Source organism: Chitinophaga rhizosphaerae, assembly GCF_003958645.1.
Classification (GTDB): Bacteria; Bacteroidota; Bacteroidia; order Chitinophagales; family Chitinophagaceae; genus Chitinophaga; species Chitinophaga rhizosphaerae.
Genome location: NZ_RXLO01000003.1, coordinates 473,772 through 492,876, shown reverse-complemented (window position 1 = coordinate 492,876; position 19,105 = coordinate 473,772). Strand labels below are relative to the sequence as shown.

Sequence of the window (19,105 nt, the reverse complement as noted above, 5' to 3'; positions counted from 1 at the left end):
ATCATTTTTTCTTTTTCGGCGATCCCGCGCTGGAATCCCGTACCACGAGCTGTGTTGGCACAATTTCCTGCGGATGCCGGTAACCGGCGGGATGCCGTGTCTGGATAAGGTCCATCAGGGCGGAAACCACCCTTTCCCCCATGGTGGCGGGAAACTGGTCTACCGACGTGATGGAAGGCGTCACGATTTCGGTGCGCGGATCGTTGGAATAGCCGACGATCTTTACGTCTTCCGGCACGCGGATCCCGTGTTCGCGGCAATATTGCAGGAGCGTGATGGCCGTGGTGTCGTTGGTGGCGAAAATCCCGTCGGGGTACGGCTGCTGGGCGAAAATCTTCCCGGCCGTGGCCAGCGCGTTCTCGCGCGTGAGTTCATGGAAAAAGACGCGTTGTTTTTTAAACGGGACCTTATGTTGCTGGAGGGCGCTTTTGTATCCGGCGAGCCTTTCCACATACAGGTTACAGGTCAGCGGACCGGAAATATGCACGATATCCCGGCAGCCCTGTTCGATGAGGTGTTCCGTAGCGGTGAGCCCGCCCACGAAATCGTCTCCCTTGATCACTTTGGCCTGGTAATCCTTTGGCGTACGGTCGAAGAAAACGACGGGGATATTGTGCTGTTTGAAGATATCGAAATGGGAGAAGTCCGTCGTGGAAAGTGTGGCGGAAACGGCCAGTCCGTCTACCCGTGCGGAGTACAGCGTGTTGACCAGCTGTTGTTCCTGCTCGAGGGAGTCGTTGCTTTGGCAGATGATGAGGTGGTACCCGTATTCCTGGAGTTTATTCTGGACCACGGTGGTGATGGCGGCGGGGAAGAACATGGAAATCCTCGGGATGATGAGCCCGATGGTCCTGCTTTTGTTGTTCCGCAAACCGGCGGCCATGGCGTTGGGCCGGTAGCCGAGTTTCCGGGCCATTTTCCTCACTTTTTCCTTCGTCTTGGCGCTGATGTTGGGATGATCGTTGAGCGCGCGGGAAACGGTGGACACGGAGAGCCCCAGCTCCTCGGCGATATCCACGATTGTTTTTTCAGAACGTACGGACATAATTTGTATTGGTTTATCGGCCCATCCAGCCCCCGTCTACCGTCATCACCGTTCCGTGCATATACGCGGAAGCGGCGGATGCCAGGAAAACGACTGGCCCCTTGAAATCTTCCGGTTCGCCCCAGCGGCCGGCGGGGATACGTTCCAGGATGCCCTGGCTGCGCTTCCCGTCTGCCCGCAAAGCGGCGGTATTATCGGTGGAAATATACCCCGGCGCAATGGCGTTCACATTCACGCCACGGCCGGCCCACTCGTTGGCGAACGCCTTCGTCAGTTGTCCCACCGCGCCCTTGCTGGCCGCATATCCCGGCACGTTGATGCCGCCCTGGAATGTGAGGAGCGATGCGGTGAAGATCACCTTTCCGCTGCCCCGCTCCAGCATATGCTTGCCGATCTCCCGCGTGAGGACGAATTGCGCCGTCTGGTTGATGGCGATCACTTCGTCCCAGAATTCGTCGGGATGTTCGGCTGCCGGCTTGCGCATGATGGTGCCTGCGTTGTTCACGAGTATGTCGATAACCGGGAAATCCTGCAGGACTGCCGCAATAAATGTATACAAAGCCGCCCGGTTCCCAAAATCGCATTGGTAAGCTTTGAATTTCCGGCCGGTGGCGGTCACCGCTTTTTCCACCTCACTGCCCGAAAGTTCCAGCGAAGCGGAAACGCCGATCACGTCTGCGCCCGCTTCCGCCAGCGCTTCGGCCATCGCCTTCCCGATCCCGCGCTTGCAGCCCGTTACGAGGGCCGTTTTGCCTTTGAGGCTGAATTTGTCGAATATGGACATACATCTGAATTTCGAAATTAGTAAATCCTTACCTGGACCGGCTTCCGCAGCTTCTGCGCTTCCTGCCGGAGGTACCTGAACCACTCGCCGGAATGGGTGATCAGGCCGGCTTTGTCCCAGGCGCCACCTGTATAATACACCACTTTATTGCCTTCGGCAGTGGGGACAATAGACAGGAGATGCCCCTTTTCCATAGCCATTTCCTTCACGGGCGTTACCATTACCACGCCGATGCCGGTGGTGCCGTCTTTAGCCGAAGCGGGCTCCCAGTATCCCATCACCCCGTCCTGCTCCCCGAAATATTCCGTGCCGGGCGCCGTACGTTTCACGATCCCCACGGCGGCCGTGAGCGGCGCGGTGTAGGTGATCTCCATCCGGGAGAGCTGGCTGTGCGCGTCGATCGACACGCGTTTTACCACATTCACCTGTTTGCCGTTTACGTTCCAGGGCTCGTACTGCAGCTCGAATGTGGTGCGGAGCGCGCCGCTGTCGAGCATGCGATGGCCGGTGTAGTTGCGGGAGTACCAAATGCTGTCTTTCGTGTACGGCGCAATGCCGCCCGCGCCCAGCGTGAGCCCTACGCTGTAACCGTCCAGCCCCTCACCTTCGTCTTTATGATAATTGGTGCGTTTGTACCAACTGTTGACGATCATTTTTTCGGTCCGTTTATTCCAGAAATCCACACCATACGCATTATGCTTTGGCTGCGATTCCAGCGCGCGGCCGTACATGCGGAACGCCACGCGGTCGTTTTCCCAGGCGTAATCGTCGAGCCGCTCGGCGATGTACCGGCCGTAGGTTTTCGGCGCTACGGGTGCGGAAACGCCTTCCGCGAAAGTGAGGATCGCGCGGCCGCCGGGTGCCAGGGGCGCGCCGACCAATATTTTTACCGGTTGTTTGCCGCCTTCGGTGATCAGCTGGTAAGCCACTTCCCTGCCGGTAACCGCGTTGATGATTTTGAAGGGCCCCTTGCGCAGGGGTTTCCATTTGGCGGCCACCGCGCCGTAATCCAGCTCGGAAAGCGGGGCTGCGGCGCCAGCGGGATTATATATCTCTACGGTTACCGGGAATTTCTGTTCGGCCAGCGCCATTTTCAACAATTCCGTGCCGGCGAGGAGGAAGGCTCCCACGCCATATACTTCCGTATCGTCGAACGTTGTTTTGCCGGGCGAATCGGCGATCTTCTGCACAAATCCCAGCTTGCCGTCTGCATGCACGCTCTGCCGGAGCGCGTTCCAGCCTTTGACGAGCACCCGCCGGAAGTCTTTCTTCGGCAACAGGCCGTTGTTCACGCCCCAGGCCATGGCGTAGAGGAAAAAGCCCGTGCCGCTGGTTTCCCTGGAAGGGTAGCTGTCCATATCCAGCAATGCCGCGTGCCAGGTGCCGTCTGCATACTGCAAACCCGCCAGCCGCGTGGCCATGTCTTTAAATTGTTTTTCGAAAGCGGGGCGCGACGGGTGATTGGCCGGCAAATTGGCGAGCATTCTCACCAATCCGCCCATTACCCAGCCATTTCCTCGGCTCCAGAACACGCTGGCGCCGTTGCTTTCCTTTTTGTCGAAATAACGGGCGTCGCGGTAATAGAGGCGTTCGGATTTGTTGTAGAGGAAATCGGAGGTTTTCCACCAGCGTTTCACGGCCGTTTCCAGGTAGGATGGGTCGTTCGTGGCGGTGGACAGGTACGCCAGCGCAGGCGGGCCCATGAACAGGGCGTCGCACCAGGCCCATTCGCGCAGGTGGATGCCGTTCTTCCAGTCGAGCGGCTCATCGTGCGGCAGCTTGCAGATACTGTCAGCCAGCGAGCGCCAGCGGCGGATCATGGGCTCTTCTCCGTATACGCGGTACAGTTGGGAATAGAGCTGGCCCACGCAGTAATCGTCCGCAAAAAGCCTCCGTGGCCCTGTATTCCAGCCATTATCTTCCGAAATCCGCAGCAGCCGTTCGAAGTTCGCCGGATCATTGGCGATCTCGGCATATGCGTAGGCGCCGGCGTAGAGGGCACCGTTCGTCCAGTCCCATTTCTGCCAGGTCCATCCTTTGCGTTCCAGGTTACTGAATTGCCAGTCGTTCACCTTTTTCATATAGGTGAAAATCGTGTCGGCTTGCAGCCGTTCCTGCGCCGCGGCGGGCAAGGCCAGCGAAGCGGCGGCGATGCCTGCGAGGCACCATTTTTTCAATGAATAGCACATATGCAGACTATCTTAAATCGGTGATGGCGCAATGGTCCATGTCGCCGTAATCGAGGTTTTCGCCGGCCATGCCCCAGATGAAGGTGTAGTTGCTGGTGCCGGAGCCGGAGTGGATAGACCAGGGCGGGGAAATGACGGCCTGGTTGTTTTGCATCCAGATGTGCCGGGTTTCCTGCGGCTGGCCCCAGAAGTGGCAAACCGACTGGCCCTGGGGCACTTCGAAATAGAAATATACCTCCATGCGGCGGTCGTGCGTATGCGCGGGCATGGTGTTCCAGGTGTTGCCGGGCTTGAGTTCCGTCATGCCCATCTGGAGTTGGCAGGTGGGGATAACGGAGTTGACGAGCAGTTTGTTGATCGTCCGGTGATTGGCGGTTTCCTGGGCGCCGAGGGTTACCACTTCCGCTTCGGCTCTGGTGACGCGGCGGGTGGGATAGGTCATGTGCGCGGGGGTGGAATTGAGGTAGAACATCGCAGGAGCGGATGCGCTGGTGGATGCGAAAGTTATGCTGCGCTTGCCTTTGCCGATGTAGAGCGCTTCCTTGTGCCCCAGTTCGAACGCTTCGCCGTCTACGGTAACGGTGCCGGGGGCGCCTACGTTGATGATGCCCAGTTCGCGGCGCTCCAGGAAGAATTCCGCTTTGAGGGCGCCGGGAGCTTCGAGGGTGAGGGGGCCGGCAACGGGCATGGCGCCGCCGGTGATGAATCTGTCGTAATGACTGTATACGAGGCGAACGGCGTCTGCCTCGAAGAGCGAAGGTATCAGCAGGGCTTCACGGGCCTGGGCGGTGTCCCAGGATTTGGCTTCGGCCGGACTGCTGGCGTACCTGGTTTCGATATGCGTGCTCATCAATTAGGATGTTTTTTTAGATGTATGCGAAATCGTAATGAAATAATACCGTGGAACGGGAGCAGGAAGGTATAAATAATCAATGAAATCTGCAAACGTTTGCATAAAGATTAACAGGCCATTGGCGCGCCATGGCGGGAGGAATCGGTAACTTTGTGGGTGCGTTAATATTAAATCATGAATACAGTGGATAGTATTAACGCAACTTCGGCAAATGGTCTATTTTAGCATATCATGAACACCTTTCTTCAGATTCACCCGAAAGACAATGTGCTGGTGGCTTTACAGGATCTTCCGGCAGGCCGGCAGATCGAGTTCAACGGCACTTCGATCCAATTGACGCACAACGTTCCCGCCAAACATAAATTTCCGTTCGCGCCCCTCCATTCCGGCGATCCCGTGTTGATGTACGGCGTTCTGGTAGGGAAAGCCGTGACAGACATCGCCCCCGGCGAGCCCATCACTGTAAAGAACCTCCAGCACGACGCTGACGCTTTCCATGAAAAAGACGCCTCCATCCAGTGGCAGGCGCCCGACGTCAGCAAATGGAAGAACAAGACTTTCAATGGTTTCCATCGGTCAGACGGGCAGGTAGGCACCCGCAATTACTGGCTCGTGATACCGATGGTATTTTGCGAGAACAGGAACGTGGGCGTGATCAAAACCGCCTTCGAAAAAGGGCTCGGTTTCGCGCCGCCCGAAGTATACAACCAGCAGGTAAACGATCTCGTCAGCCTCTACAAATCCGGGGACCTCGACGCCATTAGGGATTACAAAGCAGCGGAAGCCGATCAGGCGAGTACCCGCAGCACCATCTTCCCGAATATCGACGGCGTAAAATTCCTCATCCACGAAGGCGGATGCGGCGGCACCCGGCAAGATTCCGACACGCTCTGCGCCCTCCTCGCCGGTTACATCCACCATCCCAACGTGGCCGGCGCCACCGTGCTCAGCCTCGGCTGCCAGCACGCGCAAGTATCCATCCTCCAGGAATCGCTCAAAAAACTGAATCCCGATTTCAGCAAACCCGTCCTCGTTTACGAACAGCAAACCAGCGGCTCGGAATTCAATATGCTGAGCAACGCCATCCGCGACACCTTCCTCGCACTCGTGGAAGCCAACAAACAGGAACGCAAACCCGCGCCGCTGTCCAAAATCACGATCGGCCTGGAATGCGGCGGCTCCGACGGGTTCAGCGGCATTTCCGCCAACCCGGCCATCGGCCACACGTCCGACCTCCTGGTAGCACTCGGCGGCACCACCATCCTTTCCGAATTCCCCGAGCTTTGCGGTGTGGAACAGGAACTGATCAACCGTTGCGAAGAAAAAGCCACCGCAGATAAATTCATCACCATCATGCGCGCGTACGAGAACCAGGCGCAATCCGTAGGTTCCGGGTTTTACATGAACCCTTCGCCGGGCAATATCAAAGACGGCCTCATCACCGACGCCATCAAATCGGCCGGCGCAGCCAAAAAAGGCGGCACCTCCCCCGTCCGCGATGTACTGGATTACACGGAATACGTAACCAAACCGGGCCTCAACCTGCTTTGCACACCGGGCAACGACGTAGAATCTACTTCCGCGGAAGTGGGCTCCGGCGCGAACGTGGTCCTCTTCACCACCGGCCTCGGCACGCCTACCGGCAACCCCATCGCGCCTGTCGTGAAACTGGCTACCAACAGCCGCCTCGCACAACGCATGCCCGACATTATCGACATCGATACCGGCAGCATCATCAGTGGACAAAAAACCATCGAACAGATGGGTGAAGATATCCTCGATTACGTGATCAGAGTGGCCAGCGGCGAAGAGACCACCAAAGCGGAACGCCTCCACCAGGACGATTTCATTCCCTGGAAACGCGGCGTGAGCCTTTAATTACAGACAATGTAGCTGAAAAATAGAAAAGCGGCGGAGCAAGTGCTTCGCCGCTTTCGTTTTACGTCAAAAGATCTTACCGGATCACGGTCACCGTTCCGCGGAAAATGAAAGTGGTGCCATCTTCGCACACGGTTTCGATGGCATAGACATACGTACCATATGGCGAAGGCCTGTTTTTCCAGCTGCCGTTCCAGCCCGCCGTTGGGTTGTTCAGCTGAAAATGCGCGTTCTCGAATACCAGTCCACCCCATCTGTCGTAAATCCGCATCCAGTTTACTTCCTTGATGCCGCGCCCTTTGGGATAGAACCATTCGTTGATGCCGTCTTTATTGGGGGTGATGGCGTTAGGCATGAAAACGCTGCCCTGGTCGCAGCCCACCGTCACCAGTACATCGTCGGTCGCTTTGCAGCCGAAGCGGTTTTCCACTTCCAGTGTATAACGGGTGGTAAGGTCGGGGAGCGCGCTCGGAGCCGGACAGGTAGGGCAATCCAGGAATCTCGGCGGCGTCCAGGTCCATTTAACGATGTCGGAACTACCCTGTCCGCCGAGCAATACCGGAGTCCCCGACATCACCATGCGATCCGGCCCTGCGCTGCTTGTGGGCGCGGGATGCACGTTCACCGTTACGGTGGCATCGTCCGTGAAACATCCGTCCGCATCGTAGCCGGTTACCTCATATGTGTAATTGCCGGTGGATTTGATGGTGGCGTGCGGAAGGGGAATATCCGTCTCGTCCAGCCCCTCCCCTTTCCACAGATAACGATCGGCGCCGGAAACCCGCAACGGAAGCACGTGCCCCAGGCACAAAGCAGTATCGGGCATGGTTTGGATCTGGAACGGTTGCGCTACGCGAATGCTGACTTCGTCCGAATTGGTGCATCCATTGGCATCGGTCACCGTAACCTTATAGTCTGTGTTTACGTCGGGAGCCGCCACCGGCGTGGGAGACGAAGGATCGTCCAGCCCTTCCGCGGGCGCCCACCGGTAACTGATGCCACCGCCGGCGCTGAGCGAAGTGCTGTTGCCGAGACAAACGAAGGAAGCGGCAGATGCGGCATTCACCACGGGCGTAGGCGTGATATTGATCTGATGGATGGCGGTATCGTTACACCCGTCTTTACTGGAAACGACGAGCTGCACGTCCGTGAGGCCAGGTTTGGCAAACGCCTGGTTGCCGGGTTGCTGCGCGGTGCTTGTGTTTCCATTCGCGAAATCCCATTTCCAGGTAACGTCGTTCACCACGCTTACCGCGCCGCTGAACGTTACCTGCGCATCCTGACAAGCCTGCAGCGGCGCTGTGATGGCCGAAACCGGCCGGGGGAACACGTGTATGGTTTTATTCACCGTTTGGGAACATCCGTACGCGGTGGTGGTGGTAAGCGTGAACGTGAAATCTTTTTGCTGATCGAGATAGAATCGGGGCTGGGCGGTGGTTTCGTCCTGAACGGTAAGCCCTGCGTCGAACGTCCATTTGTAATCTGCCGCCTCTTTTAACTCGTCGATGGAATAGCTGTTGAATTCGGGTTTGAAATCGATCCAGCCTTTATCACAAAGGAACGCCGGGGTAGTATTCAGTTTTACGTCCAGTTTGTCGATCACGATCGGGTCTTTGAGGAAAGCGGTGCCTTTACAACCGGCCTGGTCAGACAGGATAAGGCGCGGTTTATACACACCCGGCACTTTAAAGGTATGTTTGATGGAGGCCGCCGTAGTTTCCGTTACTTCCCCATCTGTAAAATCCCAGGCAAAATTCACGGCGTTCACCGCGGCTACGGTAAACTCGATCTCTTTCGTGAGGCAACCGCCGGTCGCGGATGTAGTGATCGTAGCATACGGGCCTTTCACTTCCACTTCCTGCTCAAACTCGTCTTCCGTTCCCGCATCGCCCACCACTTTCAGTTTCACTTTGTATTTGCCGGCGTAGGTGTAGGTATGGGAAGGATTATCCAGCGTGGAGAAGCTGCCATCGCCAAAATCCCAATACGAGCTGCTGTAATTGAGCGACACATTCGTGAATTTGGCGATCACCGGCGGGCAGCCGCTATTGTTGACGAACGTGGTGGTAAACGTAAAATCCGCGCTTACGCTCGACACCTTGATCTGTTTTTTAATACTGTCGGTACATCCGTTATTATCCCTCACCAGCAGCTTCACGGTATACAAGCCTTTGTCGGGATACGTTTTGTTCGGACTGAAATCGGTGGAAGTGGTCCCGTCCCCGAAATCCCACTCATACGTAGCATAGCCGCCCGTTTCGCTGGTGTTGTTATAGAACCATACATCGCCGCCCGGCCGGATCAGGGTGGCGCTGGGCGTAAAATCGGCGTTGGGGCCATTAACCTGGAGGTAGTCTGCGGATGCCGTGCTGGAGCAACCTTCTTCGTCGGTAACGGTCAGTTTCGGATAGAAGTACCCGGATTTATGGTAGGTATATTTGAACGGGGGCGCCGAGAACACTTTGGGAGCGGTACCGTCGCCGAAGTCCCAGGACCAGGTCTTGATGGGTTTGCCGTAAGTGATATCGGTCTGATCGGTAAACGTCAGCTCCGTTCCGCGGCATTCGAGCACCGGCGGAGACAGGAATTTGGCAATGGGGCCGCGGATGTCTACCGGCACCTTGTTACTTGAATCGATACATCCCTGGTAGTTCACCGCGAAAAAGCGGACGGTATCTTTCCCCGGCTTCAGGCCGTGGAGGATCACACGGTCGTTCGTGTGGCCATCCCACTGCGCCCAGGCGCCGTTGGAGGATGTCCAGTAATAATCGTAATACGACCTGTACAGTGTGCGATCTATGCTGAGCAGGGTGGATTTGAGGACTTCATTGGCGCAAAGGGTTGATTTATCGGTGTTGATGACCGGGTCCCCCGGCGCGTAAACGTCGATGATGGTGGAATCGGTGCTGGTGCAGGTGCCGTCGGACACGGTGAGTTTCACGAGGTATTTGCCTGTTTTATCGTATTTATGGGAAGGATGGGTTGTCGTGGTGAAGGCATCTTCCTTTCCATCGCCCCAGCTCCACTTCCAGCTGGTGATCGATCCGATGGATTGATCTTCGAAGCTGATGGTTGTCCGGTTGTTGCAGTCGATATCTTTCCTGACGAACCGGGGGAACGGGTTGACGGCTTTGATGAAAGCGGTTTTGGTGATGGTGTTCGTACATCCGTTGTTGGACACCGTCAACGACACGTCGTACGTGCCGGGCTCGCGGTAGCTGTGTTGCGTATTTTGGTTGGAGCCGCTGTAATAATCCCCGAAGTTCCAGCTGAAGGAATCACCTACATCCGTTGTGGCGTTGAATATCACCCAATTGTTCCCGCAAACCTGCGGTGCCTGTGGTGATGTAAAATCGGGCGCCGGTTTTTTATATACGCTGATCTGGTAAAAAGAATACGAGCCTGCGGTGCCTTTACAACCGTTAGCCGTGGTGTAATTCAGTTTTACGACATAGTTGCCGGCTTTGTTGTACGTATGCGTGGGCGCGGCTTCGGTGGATTTGGGGCTTCCATCCCCGAAATCCCATTCATAACTTACGATATCATCGCCGGTGGTGCTGTTGGCGCCGAATGTGGGGGCAATCCCTTCACATCCCGAGGTAATGCTGGAGTAGACGTAGATTTCCGGTTTCTGGACATGGATATACCGTTCCGCGAAGCTGGAGCAGCCGGATGCATTGGTGGCGGTTTGTTTGATCCAGTAATATCCAAGGCTGGTGTAGGTGACGGTGGGGTTCCGCTGCGTGGAGGATTGGCCGTCCCCGAAAGTCCAGCTCCAACTCGAAGCGCCGGTCGAATTATCGGTCAGTTTTACGGTGGCGGGCACATCGCAGATGGCGGCCTGATCGATGGAAAAACCGGCCTGTGGCGCGGGTTTCACGACAAAATCCTTTGTAACGGTTTCGCGACAGGTGCCGTAATCGGCCGTCATGGTCACCTTCACGGTACCGGCGCCGGCGGGCGAATAATATGCGGAACCGCCCCAGTAACTGACATATCCCTTATCTACGCTCCAGGTCACGTTGTCGGCCTGCGGCGAATTGCTGGCGGTGAAATTGGCATTGCTATTTTCACAAATGCTGGCGGGTAAGTCGAAGTTCGTTTTGTAATTGGCGACGTTGATCTCTTCGGATGTTTTGGAAGCCACGCATCCCCTGTCGTTGGAAACGGTGAGCGTGATTTTATACACGCCTCTTGCGGTGTAGGTATGCGATCCCGGGTTGGCGCCGGTTGCGGTTTTCCCGTCACCGAAGTCCCATTTGTATGTGAGGGTTCCCGGGCCGGAGGAGGCATTGGTGATCGTCACCGTTCCCGGCGCCGAACAGATAAACCGGTCAGACACGCTGAAATTGGCCGTAAGCGTGGCGCCGGCATCCACGATGTTGGAGATCACCCTGGAGGCGGTACATCCGTTGCTGTTGGTGACGGTTAGGGTCACGGCGGCTTTCAGGACGTTGTTGTACGTGTGGACCGGGCTGCTGCCGGAGCCGGTGGTGCCATCGCCGAAGTCCCAGCTTTGGGTGGTGATGGTGCCGTTGACGGGGTTGGATTTGTCGGTAAAGGTAACGTCGAACGGGATGCAGCCTTTCACCGGGCTGGCTGAGAAATCGGGTTTGGGGTTCGCCCAAACGGTGACGGTTTTTTCGGTGGAATTGGAATTGCCGGCGGCATCTTTCACCGTGAGCGTCACTTTGTAGGTGCCGGGTGAAGTGTAGGATGCGCTGGGGCTTTGGGCCGTTGAAACAGACCCGTTCCCGAGGTTCCATTGCCAGGAAACGGGGTTCCCGGTAGAATTATCGTTGAATTTGGTGATGAGACTTTCGCAATCACTGGATTTACTGGGCGTGAAATCCGCTCTCAGCTGCGCTTTGGCGGAAATGCCAGCCCAACTGAGCAGGATAAACAAAATGGTAGCGGTTACTGCAAGTTTCGGGATAACCTTGGAGACTAGGGACATATAATGCGGTTGGCCCGAAAATTACGTAAAATTACTTATATCGGTAGGCAAGCGCCAGAACAGGCAGGGAATCAAAAAGAAACGGCACAACCGGTAAAGGTTGCGCCGTACACTATGATACATCGTAAAATCTATGATTCTGCAATTTCCACCTGCTCCATTTTGGGAGCGAAGATGTGCATCATGATCCAGGCGAGCAGGTACATCACGCCGCAGATCAGGAATAGGATATTGTAACCCGCGTTGATATTACCCAGCGCTTTGTAGTGGTCCAGCAAGGCACCGACTACGATAGGGAACAACATCCCGCCCAGCGAACCGGCCATACCGCCGATCCCTACCACAGAGCTCAACGCGAACCGCGGGAACATGTCTGACGCGGTGGTGAAGATATTGGCAGACCAGGCCTGGTGCGCAGCCGCAGCCAAACTGATGAGCGCCACTGCTACCCACATATTATCGGTATACCTTGCCGTCATGATCGGCAATACACAGATCGCGAAGATGAACATGGCGGTTTTACGCGCTTTGAAAACCGGCATACCGCGCTTGATGAACCAGCTCGACAGGAATCCGCCGCCAATGCTGCCAACGGTTGTAGCGGTGTACACGATGATCAGCGGCAAGCCGAGGTTTTTCATATCGAGATTGAAAGTGGTCGAGAAGTAAGACGGCAGCCAGAAGAGGAAAAACCACCAGATAGGGTCTGTCAGCAGTTTACCGAACACGAAAGCCCAGGTTTGGCGGATGCCGAACAGTTTCAGCCAGGGCACTTTCTTTTTGGTGCCGGAATCGTCTACCTGGTCGCTGTGAATGTATTCATACTCTGCCTTGGAGATCTTCTTGTGGCGGGCGGGGATTTCGTACATCACGATCCAGAAAATCAGCCAGATGAAGCCTACAACGCCCGTCCAGATAAAGGCTTCCTGCCAGCCGTACGCGTTGGCGAGCCAGGGCACTACCGCCGGCGCCAGTACGGCACCGATGTTTGCGCCGGAGTTAAAAATCCCCGTTGCGAAAGCGCGCTCCTTCTTGGGGAACCATTCCGCAACGGATTTGATCGCCACGGGAAAATTCCCCGCTTCGCCCAATCCCAATACCGCACGGGCAGCACCGAAACCGAGGGTGGATTTCGCCAGTGCATGTGCCATGGCGGCTATGCTCCAGATAATGATCGACACGCTGTAACCTACTTTGGTGCCCACCTTATCCACAAACCGTCCGAAGATAAGCAGGCCGAATGCATAACAGGCGGAAAAGACCATCACGATCTCGCCATATTGGCTCTCCGTCCAGTTAAACTCTTTCTCGAGCACGGGTTTTAAAATACCGATGACCTGCCGGTCAATGTAGTTGATAGTGGTAGCAAAAAACAACAAGGCGCATATTCGCCAGCGGTACCGGCCAATTACAGTGGAATTCATGTCAGTTGAGTTGTTTAAGGTATGATCACTACAAATTACTGTAATGACCGCAATAATGCAAACGTTTGCTTAATTTTCTCTCCAAGGCTTTTCCAATCACGGTCTGCAAGAATATCTTTCGGTATAAGATTGGAACCCATTCCCACGCATACCACACCGGCGCCGAACCATGCTTTCAGGTTGGCGGCTTCCGGTTCCACGCCGCCGGTGGGCATGAACTTCAGTCCGGGAAACAGCGGCTTGATGGCTTTTACGAATTCGGGGCCGAGGGCGCTTCCGGGAAAGAGCTTCACCAAAGCCGCACCGTTCTTCTCCGCCACGGAAATCTCCGTAGGTGTCATACATCCCGGGATCCAGAGGATGCCGGCCCTTTGGCAATACGTCGCCGTTTCGGGGTCCACCACGGGGCAAACGATGAAATCGGCCCCCATATCGGTGAAGGTCCGCGCGTCGACAACGTTCTTGATGGTACCGATACCCAACTGCATATCGGGCATGGATGCGGCTTTCAGATCGCGCAGGTGCGCAAAGTTCTGGCGGGCCTGCTCTCCGCGGTTGGTAAATTCGAAAACCCGGATGCCGCCTGTATAACAGGCTTTCATCACTTCGGCGCAGACTTCCGGATCTTCATGATAAAAAACCGGGATCACTTTCGTGCTTTCGAATGCTTGTAAGATTATCGTTGGTTGCGTTGTCATTTGCTACATCATTTGCGTGATCGTTTCGCGTGGCGTGAGGTTGAAATCTCCCGTCCTGAAAAGCTTCGTATAAGCCGATGCGGCGGCATAACCGATGGTCTGCTGCGGATCGAGCCCATGCAGGTTCGCATGTATCAATCCCGCCATAAAACTATCGCCGCTGCCTACACGGTCTTTCACATCGTTCGTTTCATATTGCCGGCTCACATACAGCTGGCCCTGGGTATAATACACGGCATAATACAAATTGTGCGTGGGCCCGTCCGAAAACCGGAACGTAAACGCCACCCGGTCGCATTTCGGGAATTGCCCGATGATCGCCGCCGCAGATTCGCGCGCTGCCTGCAAATACCCGTCTTTCGTATTCCCCGCAATGGCCTCCTGGTTGACGGGCACGCCCAGCATCATTTCCGCCGCCCAGATATTGCCCATGATCACATGGCAGTATTGCGCGAGCGCCGGCATCACGTCCAGCGGCGATTTGCCGTATTGCCACAATTTACTGCGGTAATTGAGGTCGGTGGAAATGGTCATCCCTTTCCGGGCAGCCGCTTCCAGCACTTCCCGGCAAATCTCCGCCGCGTTGGCGTTGAGCGCGGGCGAAATGGCGCTCCAGTGGAACCAGTTGGCCCCGTCCAGCAGCGCATCCCAATCCACCGTTCCCGGCTGTATCTCACTGAAACTGGAATATTTGCGATCATACACCACTTCGGCGTTTTTCAGATCGGCGCCCTGCGACAGGTAATACGCCCCGATGCGGTCGCCCCCCCAAAGCATCCTGTCTGTCCGGATGTTCGCGGCTTCCAGCTGTGCCATGGCCTGGCGGCTGAGCCCGTTGTCCGGCGCTTTGCTGATATACGCCACGCTATCGCCCCAGGTGCCCAGGGCCGCGGCTACATTGGCTTCTGCGCCGCCCACGTACATGGCCGCGCAATGGTTGGCCCATTCGGGCGAAAGCCGGAATAAAATCTCTCCGAAAGTGATGACTGATACTGGTTGCATTAAAAATTAAAATACGCCTTGGCGTTGTTATAGCATATGTCCTGCACCATTTTGCCCATCCAGGGGATGTCGGCGGGCAATTCTCCGTTCGCTGCGTCGTTGCCGAACAAATTACACAATATTCTCCTGAAATACTCATGGCGGCTATACGACAAAAAGCTCCGCGAATCGGTCAGCATGCCCACGAACCTGCTGATGAGGCCCATATTGCTGAGGGCGTTCATCTGTTTTTCCATGCCGTCTTTCTGATCGAGGAACCACCATCCGGAACCGAACTGCATTTTGCCGGCCACGCTTCCGTCCTGGAAATTGCCCACCATGGTGGCGAAAACTTCGTTGTAGGAAGGGTTCAGGTTATACACGATCGTTTTGGCCAGCTGATCGTTCGCGTCCAGCCGGTCGAAGAATCGGCTCATCGCCTCCGCCATGGCCCAATCGCCGATGGAATCCACACCTGCGTCCGCCCCCAGTTTTTTCAGCAGCCGGCTGTTGTTGTTCCGGATCGCTCCTACGTGGAATTGCTGCGCCCAGCCTTTCCCGTGGTTCCACTGGCAGATGAAATGCAGCGTCGCGGATTTGAACATCGCGGTAGCGGCGGCGTCTAGCTGGCGGCCGGCGAATACTTGCTGGAAAGCGTTTTCCAGCGCAGCTTCCGTAAAATCGCTGTATATGAAGTAATTCAGGCCGTGGTCGGACAGGCGGCCACCCGCGGCATGAAAATAATCGTGGCGTTTTTTCAGCGCCTCGATGAGCGTATGATAGCTGTGTATCTCGATCCCGGCAGCGGCGCCCAGTTTGTCCAGGTAGGCTTTGAATGCCGGAGGGTCTTCCACCGCCATCGCCTTGTCTGGCCGGAAAGTGGGCAGCACCTTGACGCCGAAACCCTCGGCCGCCAAAGCCTTGTGATGCTCCAGCGAATCCGCCGGATCGTCGGTGGTGCAGAGCGCCTTCACGTTGAAGTGCTGCAGCAGGCTGCGGGTGGAATATTGCGGGAGTTGTGCGTTGCAAGTTTCGTAAATCCTGGCGGCATTGCTGCCGTTGAGGGTTTCACGGATGCCGAACGGGTTCAACAGTTCCATGGCGCTCCAGTGGTAGAGCGGGTTCCGGGCGGTGAAGGGCACGGTTTCCGCCCACATGCGGAATTTCGTGAAATCGTCTGCCCCGCCGGTAATGAGGTCTTCGGAAACACCGTTGGCCCGCATGGCGCGCCATTTATAGTGGTCGCCCTTCAGCCAGATCTCCGTCATGTTCGCGAACGTCTTGTTCTGCGCGATCTCGTCGGGCGGCAGGTGGTTATGATAGTCGATCACCGGCATGTCTTTCGCATAATCGAAATACAGGCGCCGGGCGGTTTCGGTTTGCAACAGGAAGTTTTCGGACAGGAATTGTTTCATATGCGATTATAAAACCTTGGAATGGTGGATGATATATTCCTTTACGCCGTTCTGCATCATGCCAAGCAAATGATCGGTAACGGTATCGGCGAAACCGGGCAGTTGGTTGAGATCGGTTTGCCAAAGTCGGTCGTCCCCGCAAATATCACGTACCATGGCGGATATTTCGGGGTAGCCCATTTTCACAACCGATTTCCAGTAGGCAGCGAATATCGCGGCGTTTTCGTCGGTGATGTCATAAAACTGATCGCCACGCCGGCCCTGGAATTTACCGTCATGTTCGCGCGCTGGCTTCAGGAAAAGCAGGGTGCAGGCGAACCCGAGCAGCAGCATTTCCGGCAGCAGTCCTTTGCTTTCGCGGTACCGGAGCATGGTCTGCACGTTCCGCGCGTTCATTTTGCTGCTTTGCTGGAAGGTGATGGAAATGAGTTTGTGCTCGATGGACGGGTTATCGAACCGGTCGAGCACGTCGGCGGCGAAGGTGGCCACCTGCGGACCGAGGTTTTCGAGCGTGGGGAGGATTTCGGCCTTCACCACGGTTTCGAAGAACCGGCGCAAATAAGGGTCTTGCATGCACTCGTAGACGGTGTTCAGCCCGGAAAGGTAGCCGAGGGTCACCGCGGCGGTGTGACTGCCGTTGAGGATGCGGAGTTTTTGTTCGCGGTATGGGGTAATGCTGGGGGCGATGAGCATCCGGTCGTCTGCCTGGTGAAAAGACAGTTTCTGCGCCACGCCGGCGTCTCCTTCGATGGCCCAGAGGAGGAAGGGTTCCGAATCGATCCAGAGTTCATCTTCATATCCTGCTTCTTTCCAGCAATCCGGGAGGTTTTTCGGGCGGCCGGGCACGATGCGGTCTACCAGCGAACTGCAAAAGCGGTTGCCCTGGCTGATCCATTGGATGAATTGTTCCGGCATTTGATTGAATGCCGCCAGTTTGATGACGATCGAGTGGAGCAGTTTCCCGTTATCCACCACCAGTTCGGTAGGGATGACGACGAAGCCGGGGAGCTTCCTGCGGTAGCGTTCGTACAGGATGGCGAGCAGTTTGCCGGGGAAAGACACGGGCACCCCGGCGCCCACGTTCTCTTCCACATATTGTATCCCCACTTCCGTCGTATTCGAAACGATGATTTCCATGGAAGGCTGACATGCCGCTTCCAACACCGCCTCCCAATCTGCATTCGATTGCAATACACGGCTAACAGAAGCGTTGATGAGGTATTGATCGACGGGCTTCCCCTGCGATACGCCTTTGATGTGGGTGGTAAACAGTCCGTCCTGCGCGTGGAACGCTCCCGCATCTCCACCATCGGTGCTTTTCACGATGGCGATGCGCCCGTTAAACACGCCCTGCTTATTGGCGTTATCCACGAGGTAGTCGACCAACCCGCGCAACAGCACGCCGGTCCCGAACTGCAAAATTTTTTCCGGTAACTGAAAATGATCCGATGTAACGCCCCACTCGGGGTGATTCATAACGTGTGGCCTATTCAAACGAGGTAGCATGCATTCAAATTTTATAATATGTCAGGCTAATTTCCGATAAATATAAAATTAGCCGGCGACTTTTTTGACGAATTATTAAAGAATTTAGACAAAAATGGGATATCAATCGTTGTAAATCCCTCGATATTGAATTTTTTTCATCCGACGGCATCTGGGTTCCGCCTATGGGCTATCAGCGATATCTATAGGCCCGGCCCCCTCGTTCCGGGGATTTTCAGTAATTTTGCACGCTAAACCGTTAGGAAAATGAGCAAGCATGGAAAAGTGCTGGTAGCCATGAGCGGTGGGATCGACAGTACCGTGACCGCCCTTATGCTCCATGAGCAGGGATACGAAGTAGTGGGCATCACCATGAAAACCTGGGATTACGCTTCCGCCGGGACCTCCAAAAAGGAAACTGGCTGCTGCAACCTGGATTCTTTCAACGATGCCCGCGCCGCCGCCGTTCACCATGGCTTCCCGCACTTCATACTCGATATACGCGACGAATTCGGCGATTTCGTCATCAATAATTTCGTGGACGAATACCTCGCAGGCCGCACCCCCAACCCGTGCGTGCTTTGCAATACCCACATCAAATGGCGCGCCCTCATGAAACGGGCAGACGCCATGGACTGCGCTTTCATCGCCACCGGCCACTACGGCCGCATCCGCGAGGAAAACGGCCGCGGCGTCATCAGCAAGGGGGTAGACGAAACCAAAGACCAAAGCTACGTGCTCTGGGGCCTGGAGCAAGACGTCATCAAACGCACCCTCCTCCCCCTGGGCGGCTACCGCAAAACGGAGATCCGCCAGATGGCTTTCGATTTCGGGTACCCTGAACTGGCCAAAAAAGCGGAAAGCTATGAAATCTGCTTCGTGCCCGACAACGATTACCGCGGGTTCCTCAAACGCAAGGTGGAAGGGCTCGAAGAACGGGTAGACGGCGGCAATTTTGTGCTGGCAGACGGCACCATCGTCGGCAAGCACAAAGGCTATCCCTTCTACACCATCGGCCAGCGCAAAGGGCTCGACATCGCCCTGGGCCGCCCCATCTTCGTCACCGAAATCATCCCCGAAACCAATACCGTGGTGCTGGGCGACGAAGTGGAGCTGAATCGATCGGAAATGAATGTGGGCGGCATCAACCTCGTGAAATACGACCAGCTTTCCGAAGGCATGGAAGCTGTCGTGAAGGTGCGCTACAAAGATAAAGGCACCCTCGCCAACCTCTATCAGGGCGGCGAAGGCCTCACCAAAGTACATTTCTACGAACAGGTAAAAGGCATCGCGCCCGGGCAAAGCGCCGTTTTCTATGAAGGAGACGATGTGCTGGGAGGCGGCATCATCCGCAGATAAGGAAAAAACTTACGAACAATATGAGACCCCTCCGATC

12 protein-coding genes are annotated in these 19,105 nt (G+C 55.9%); 2 read left to right on the top strand and 10 right to left on the bottom strand.

The features are described 5' to 3' along the window. Nucleotide 1: 1 nt before the first annotated feature. The 4 genes from EJ361_RS09120 to kduI are packed head-to-tail and all read right to left on the bottom strand — an operon-like array spanning nucleotide 2 to nucleotide 4,868. A complete protein-coding gene (locus tag EJ361_RS09120; protein WP_126245178.1) occupies nucleotides 2–1,045 on the bottom strand; it encodes a LacI family DNA-binding transcriptional regulator in 1,044 nt (347 codons plus the stop codon). 13 nt (nucleotides 1,046–1,058) lie between these two features. Then, nucleotides 1,059–1,829, bottom strand: coding sequence for an SDR family oxidoreductase (locus EJ361_RS09115; RefSeq protein ID WP_126245177.1), 771 nt, complete (start codon nucleotides 1,827–1,829; stop codon nucleotides 1,059–1,061). Nucleotides 1,830–1,846: 17 nt separating this feature from the next. Continuing rightward, nucleotides 1,847–4,006: a glycoside hydrolase family 88 protein gene (locus EJ361_RS25580; protein ID WP_205686962.1), complete on the bottom strand. Its 2,160-nt coding sequence runs from the start codon at nucleotides 4,004–4,006 to the stop codon at nucleotides 1,847–1,849. A gap of 19 nt (nucleotides 4,007–4,025) precedes the next feature. Then, a complete protein-coding gene (gene kduI / locus EJ361_RS09105; protein ID WP_126245176.1) occupies nucleotides 4,026–4,868 on the bottom strand; it encodes a 5-dehydro-4-deoxy-D-glucuronate isomerase in 843 nt (280 codons plus the stop codon). A gap of 234 nt (nucleotides 4,869–5,102) precedes the next feature. Here kduI and EJ361_RS09100 point away from each other — a divergent pair, with 234 nt between their 5' ends. Beyond that, a complete protein-coding gene (locus EJ361_RS09100) occupies nucleotides 5,103–6,749 on the top strand; it encodes a UxaA family hydrolase (protein ID WP_126245175.1) in 1,647 nt (548 codons plus the stop codon). Between the two features lie 76 nt (nucleotides 6,750–6,825). On the opposite strand, the gene EJ361_RS09095 is transcribed toward EJ361_RS09100, so the two are convergent. The 6 genes from EJ361_RS09095 to EJ361_RS09070 all read right to left on the bottom strand — a co-directional run bounded on the left by EJ361_RS09095 (nucleotide 6,826) and on the right by EJ361_RS09070 (nucleotide 17,700). After that, entirely contained in the window at nucleotides 6,826–11,706 is a 4,881-nt protein-coding gene (locus EJ361_RS09095) for a PKD domain-containing protein (RefSeq protein WP_126245174.1), read from the bottom strand. A 131-nt stretch (nucleotides 11,707–11,837) separates the two neighbouring features. Further along, entirely contained in the window at nucleotides 11,838–13,130 is a 1,293-nt protein-coding gene (locus EJ361_RS09090) for an MFS transporter (protein ID WP_126245173.1), read from the bottom strand. Between the two features lie 35 nt (nucleotides 13,131–13,165). Beyond that, nucleotides 13,166–13,828, bottom strand: a complete 663-nt coding sequence (eda, locus tag EJ361_RS09085; RefSeq protein ID WP_126245172.1) for a bifunctional 4-hydroxy-2-oxoglutarate aldolase/2-dehydro-3-deoxy-phosphogluconate aldolase — start codon at nucleotides 13,826–13,828, stop codon at nucleotides 13,166–13,168. Between the two features lie 3 nt (nucleotides 13,829–13,831). Then, nucleotides 13,832–14,830, bottom strand: a complete 999-nt coding sequence (locus tag EJ361_RS09080; RefSeq protein WP_126245171.1) for a sugar kinase — start codon at nucleotides 14,828–14,830, stop codon at nucleotides 13,832–13,834. After that, entirely contained in the window at nucleotides 14,830–16,224 is a 1,395-nt protein-coding gene (gene uxaC, locus EJ361_RS09075) for a glucuronate isomerase (protein WP_126245170.1), read from the bottom strand. Before uxaC ends, EJ361_RS09080 begins: the two co-directional genes overlap by 1 nt. Nucleotides 16,225–16,230: 6 nt before the next feature. After that, nucleotides 16,231–17,700: a tagaturonate reductase gene (locus EJ361_RS09070; RefSeq protein ID WP_240646590.1), complete on the bottom strand. Its 1,470-nt coding sequence runs from the start codon at nucleotides 17,698–17,700 to the stop codon at nucleotides 16,231–16,233. 276 nt (nucleotides 17,701–17,976) lie between these two features. On the opposite strand from EJ361_RS09070, the gene mnmA reads away from it, so the two are divergent. Further along, nucleotides 17,977–19,068 (top strand): tRNA 2-thiouridine(34) synthase MnmA, encoded by a 1,092-nt coding sequence (gene mnmA / locus EJ361_RS09065; protein ID WP_126245168.1) that lies wholly within the window; start codon nucleotides 17,977–17,979, stop codon nucleotides 19,066–19,068. The last annotated feature ends 37 nt before the right edge of the window (nucleotides 19,069–19,105 follow it).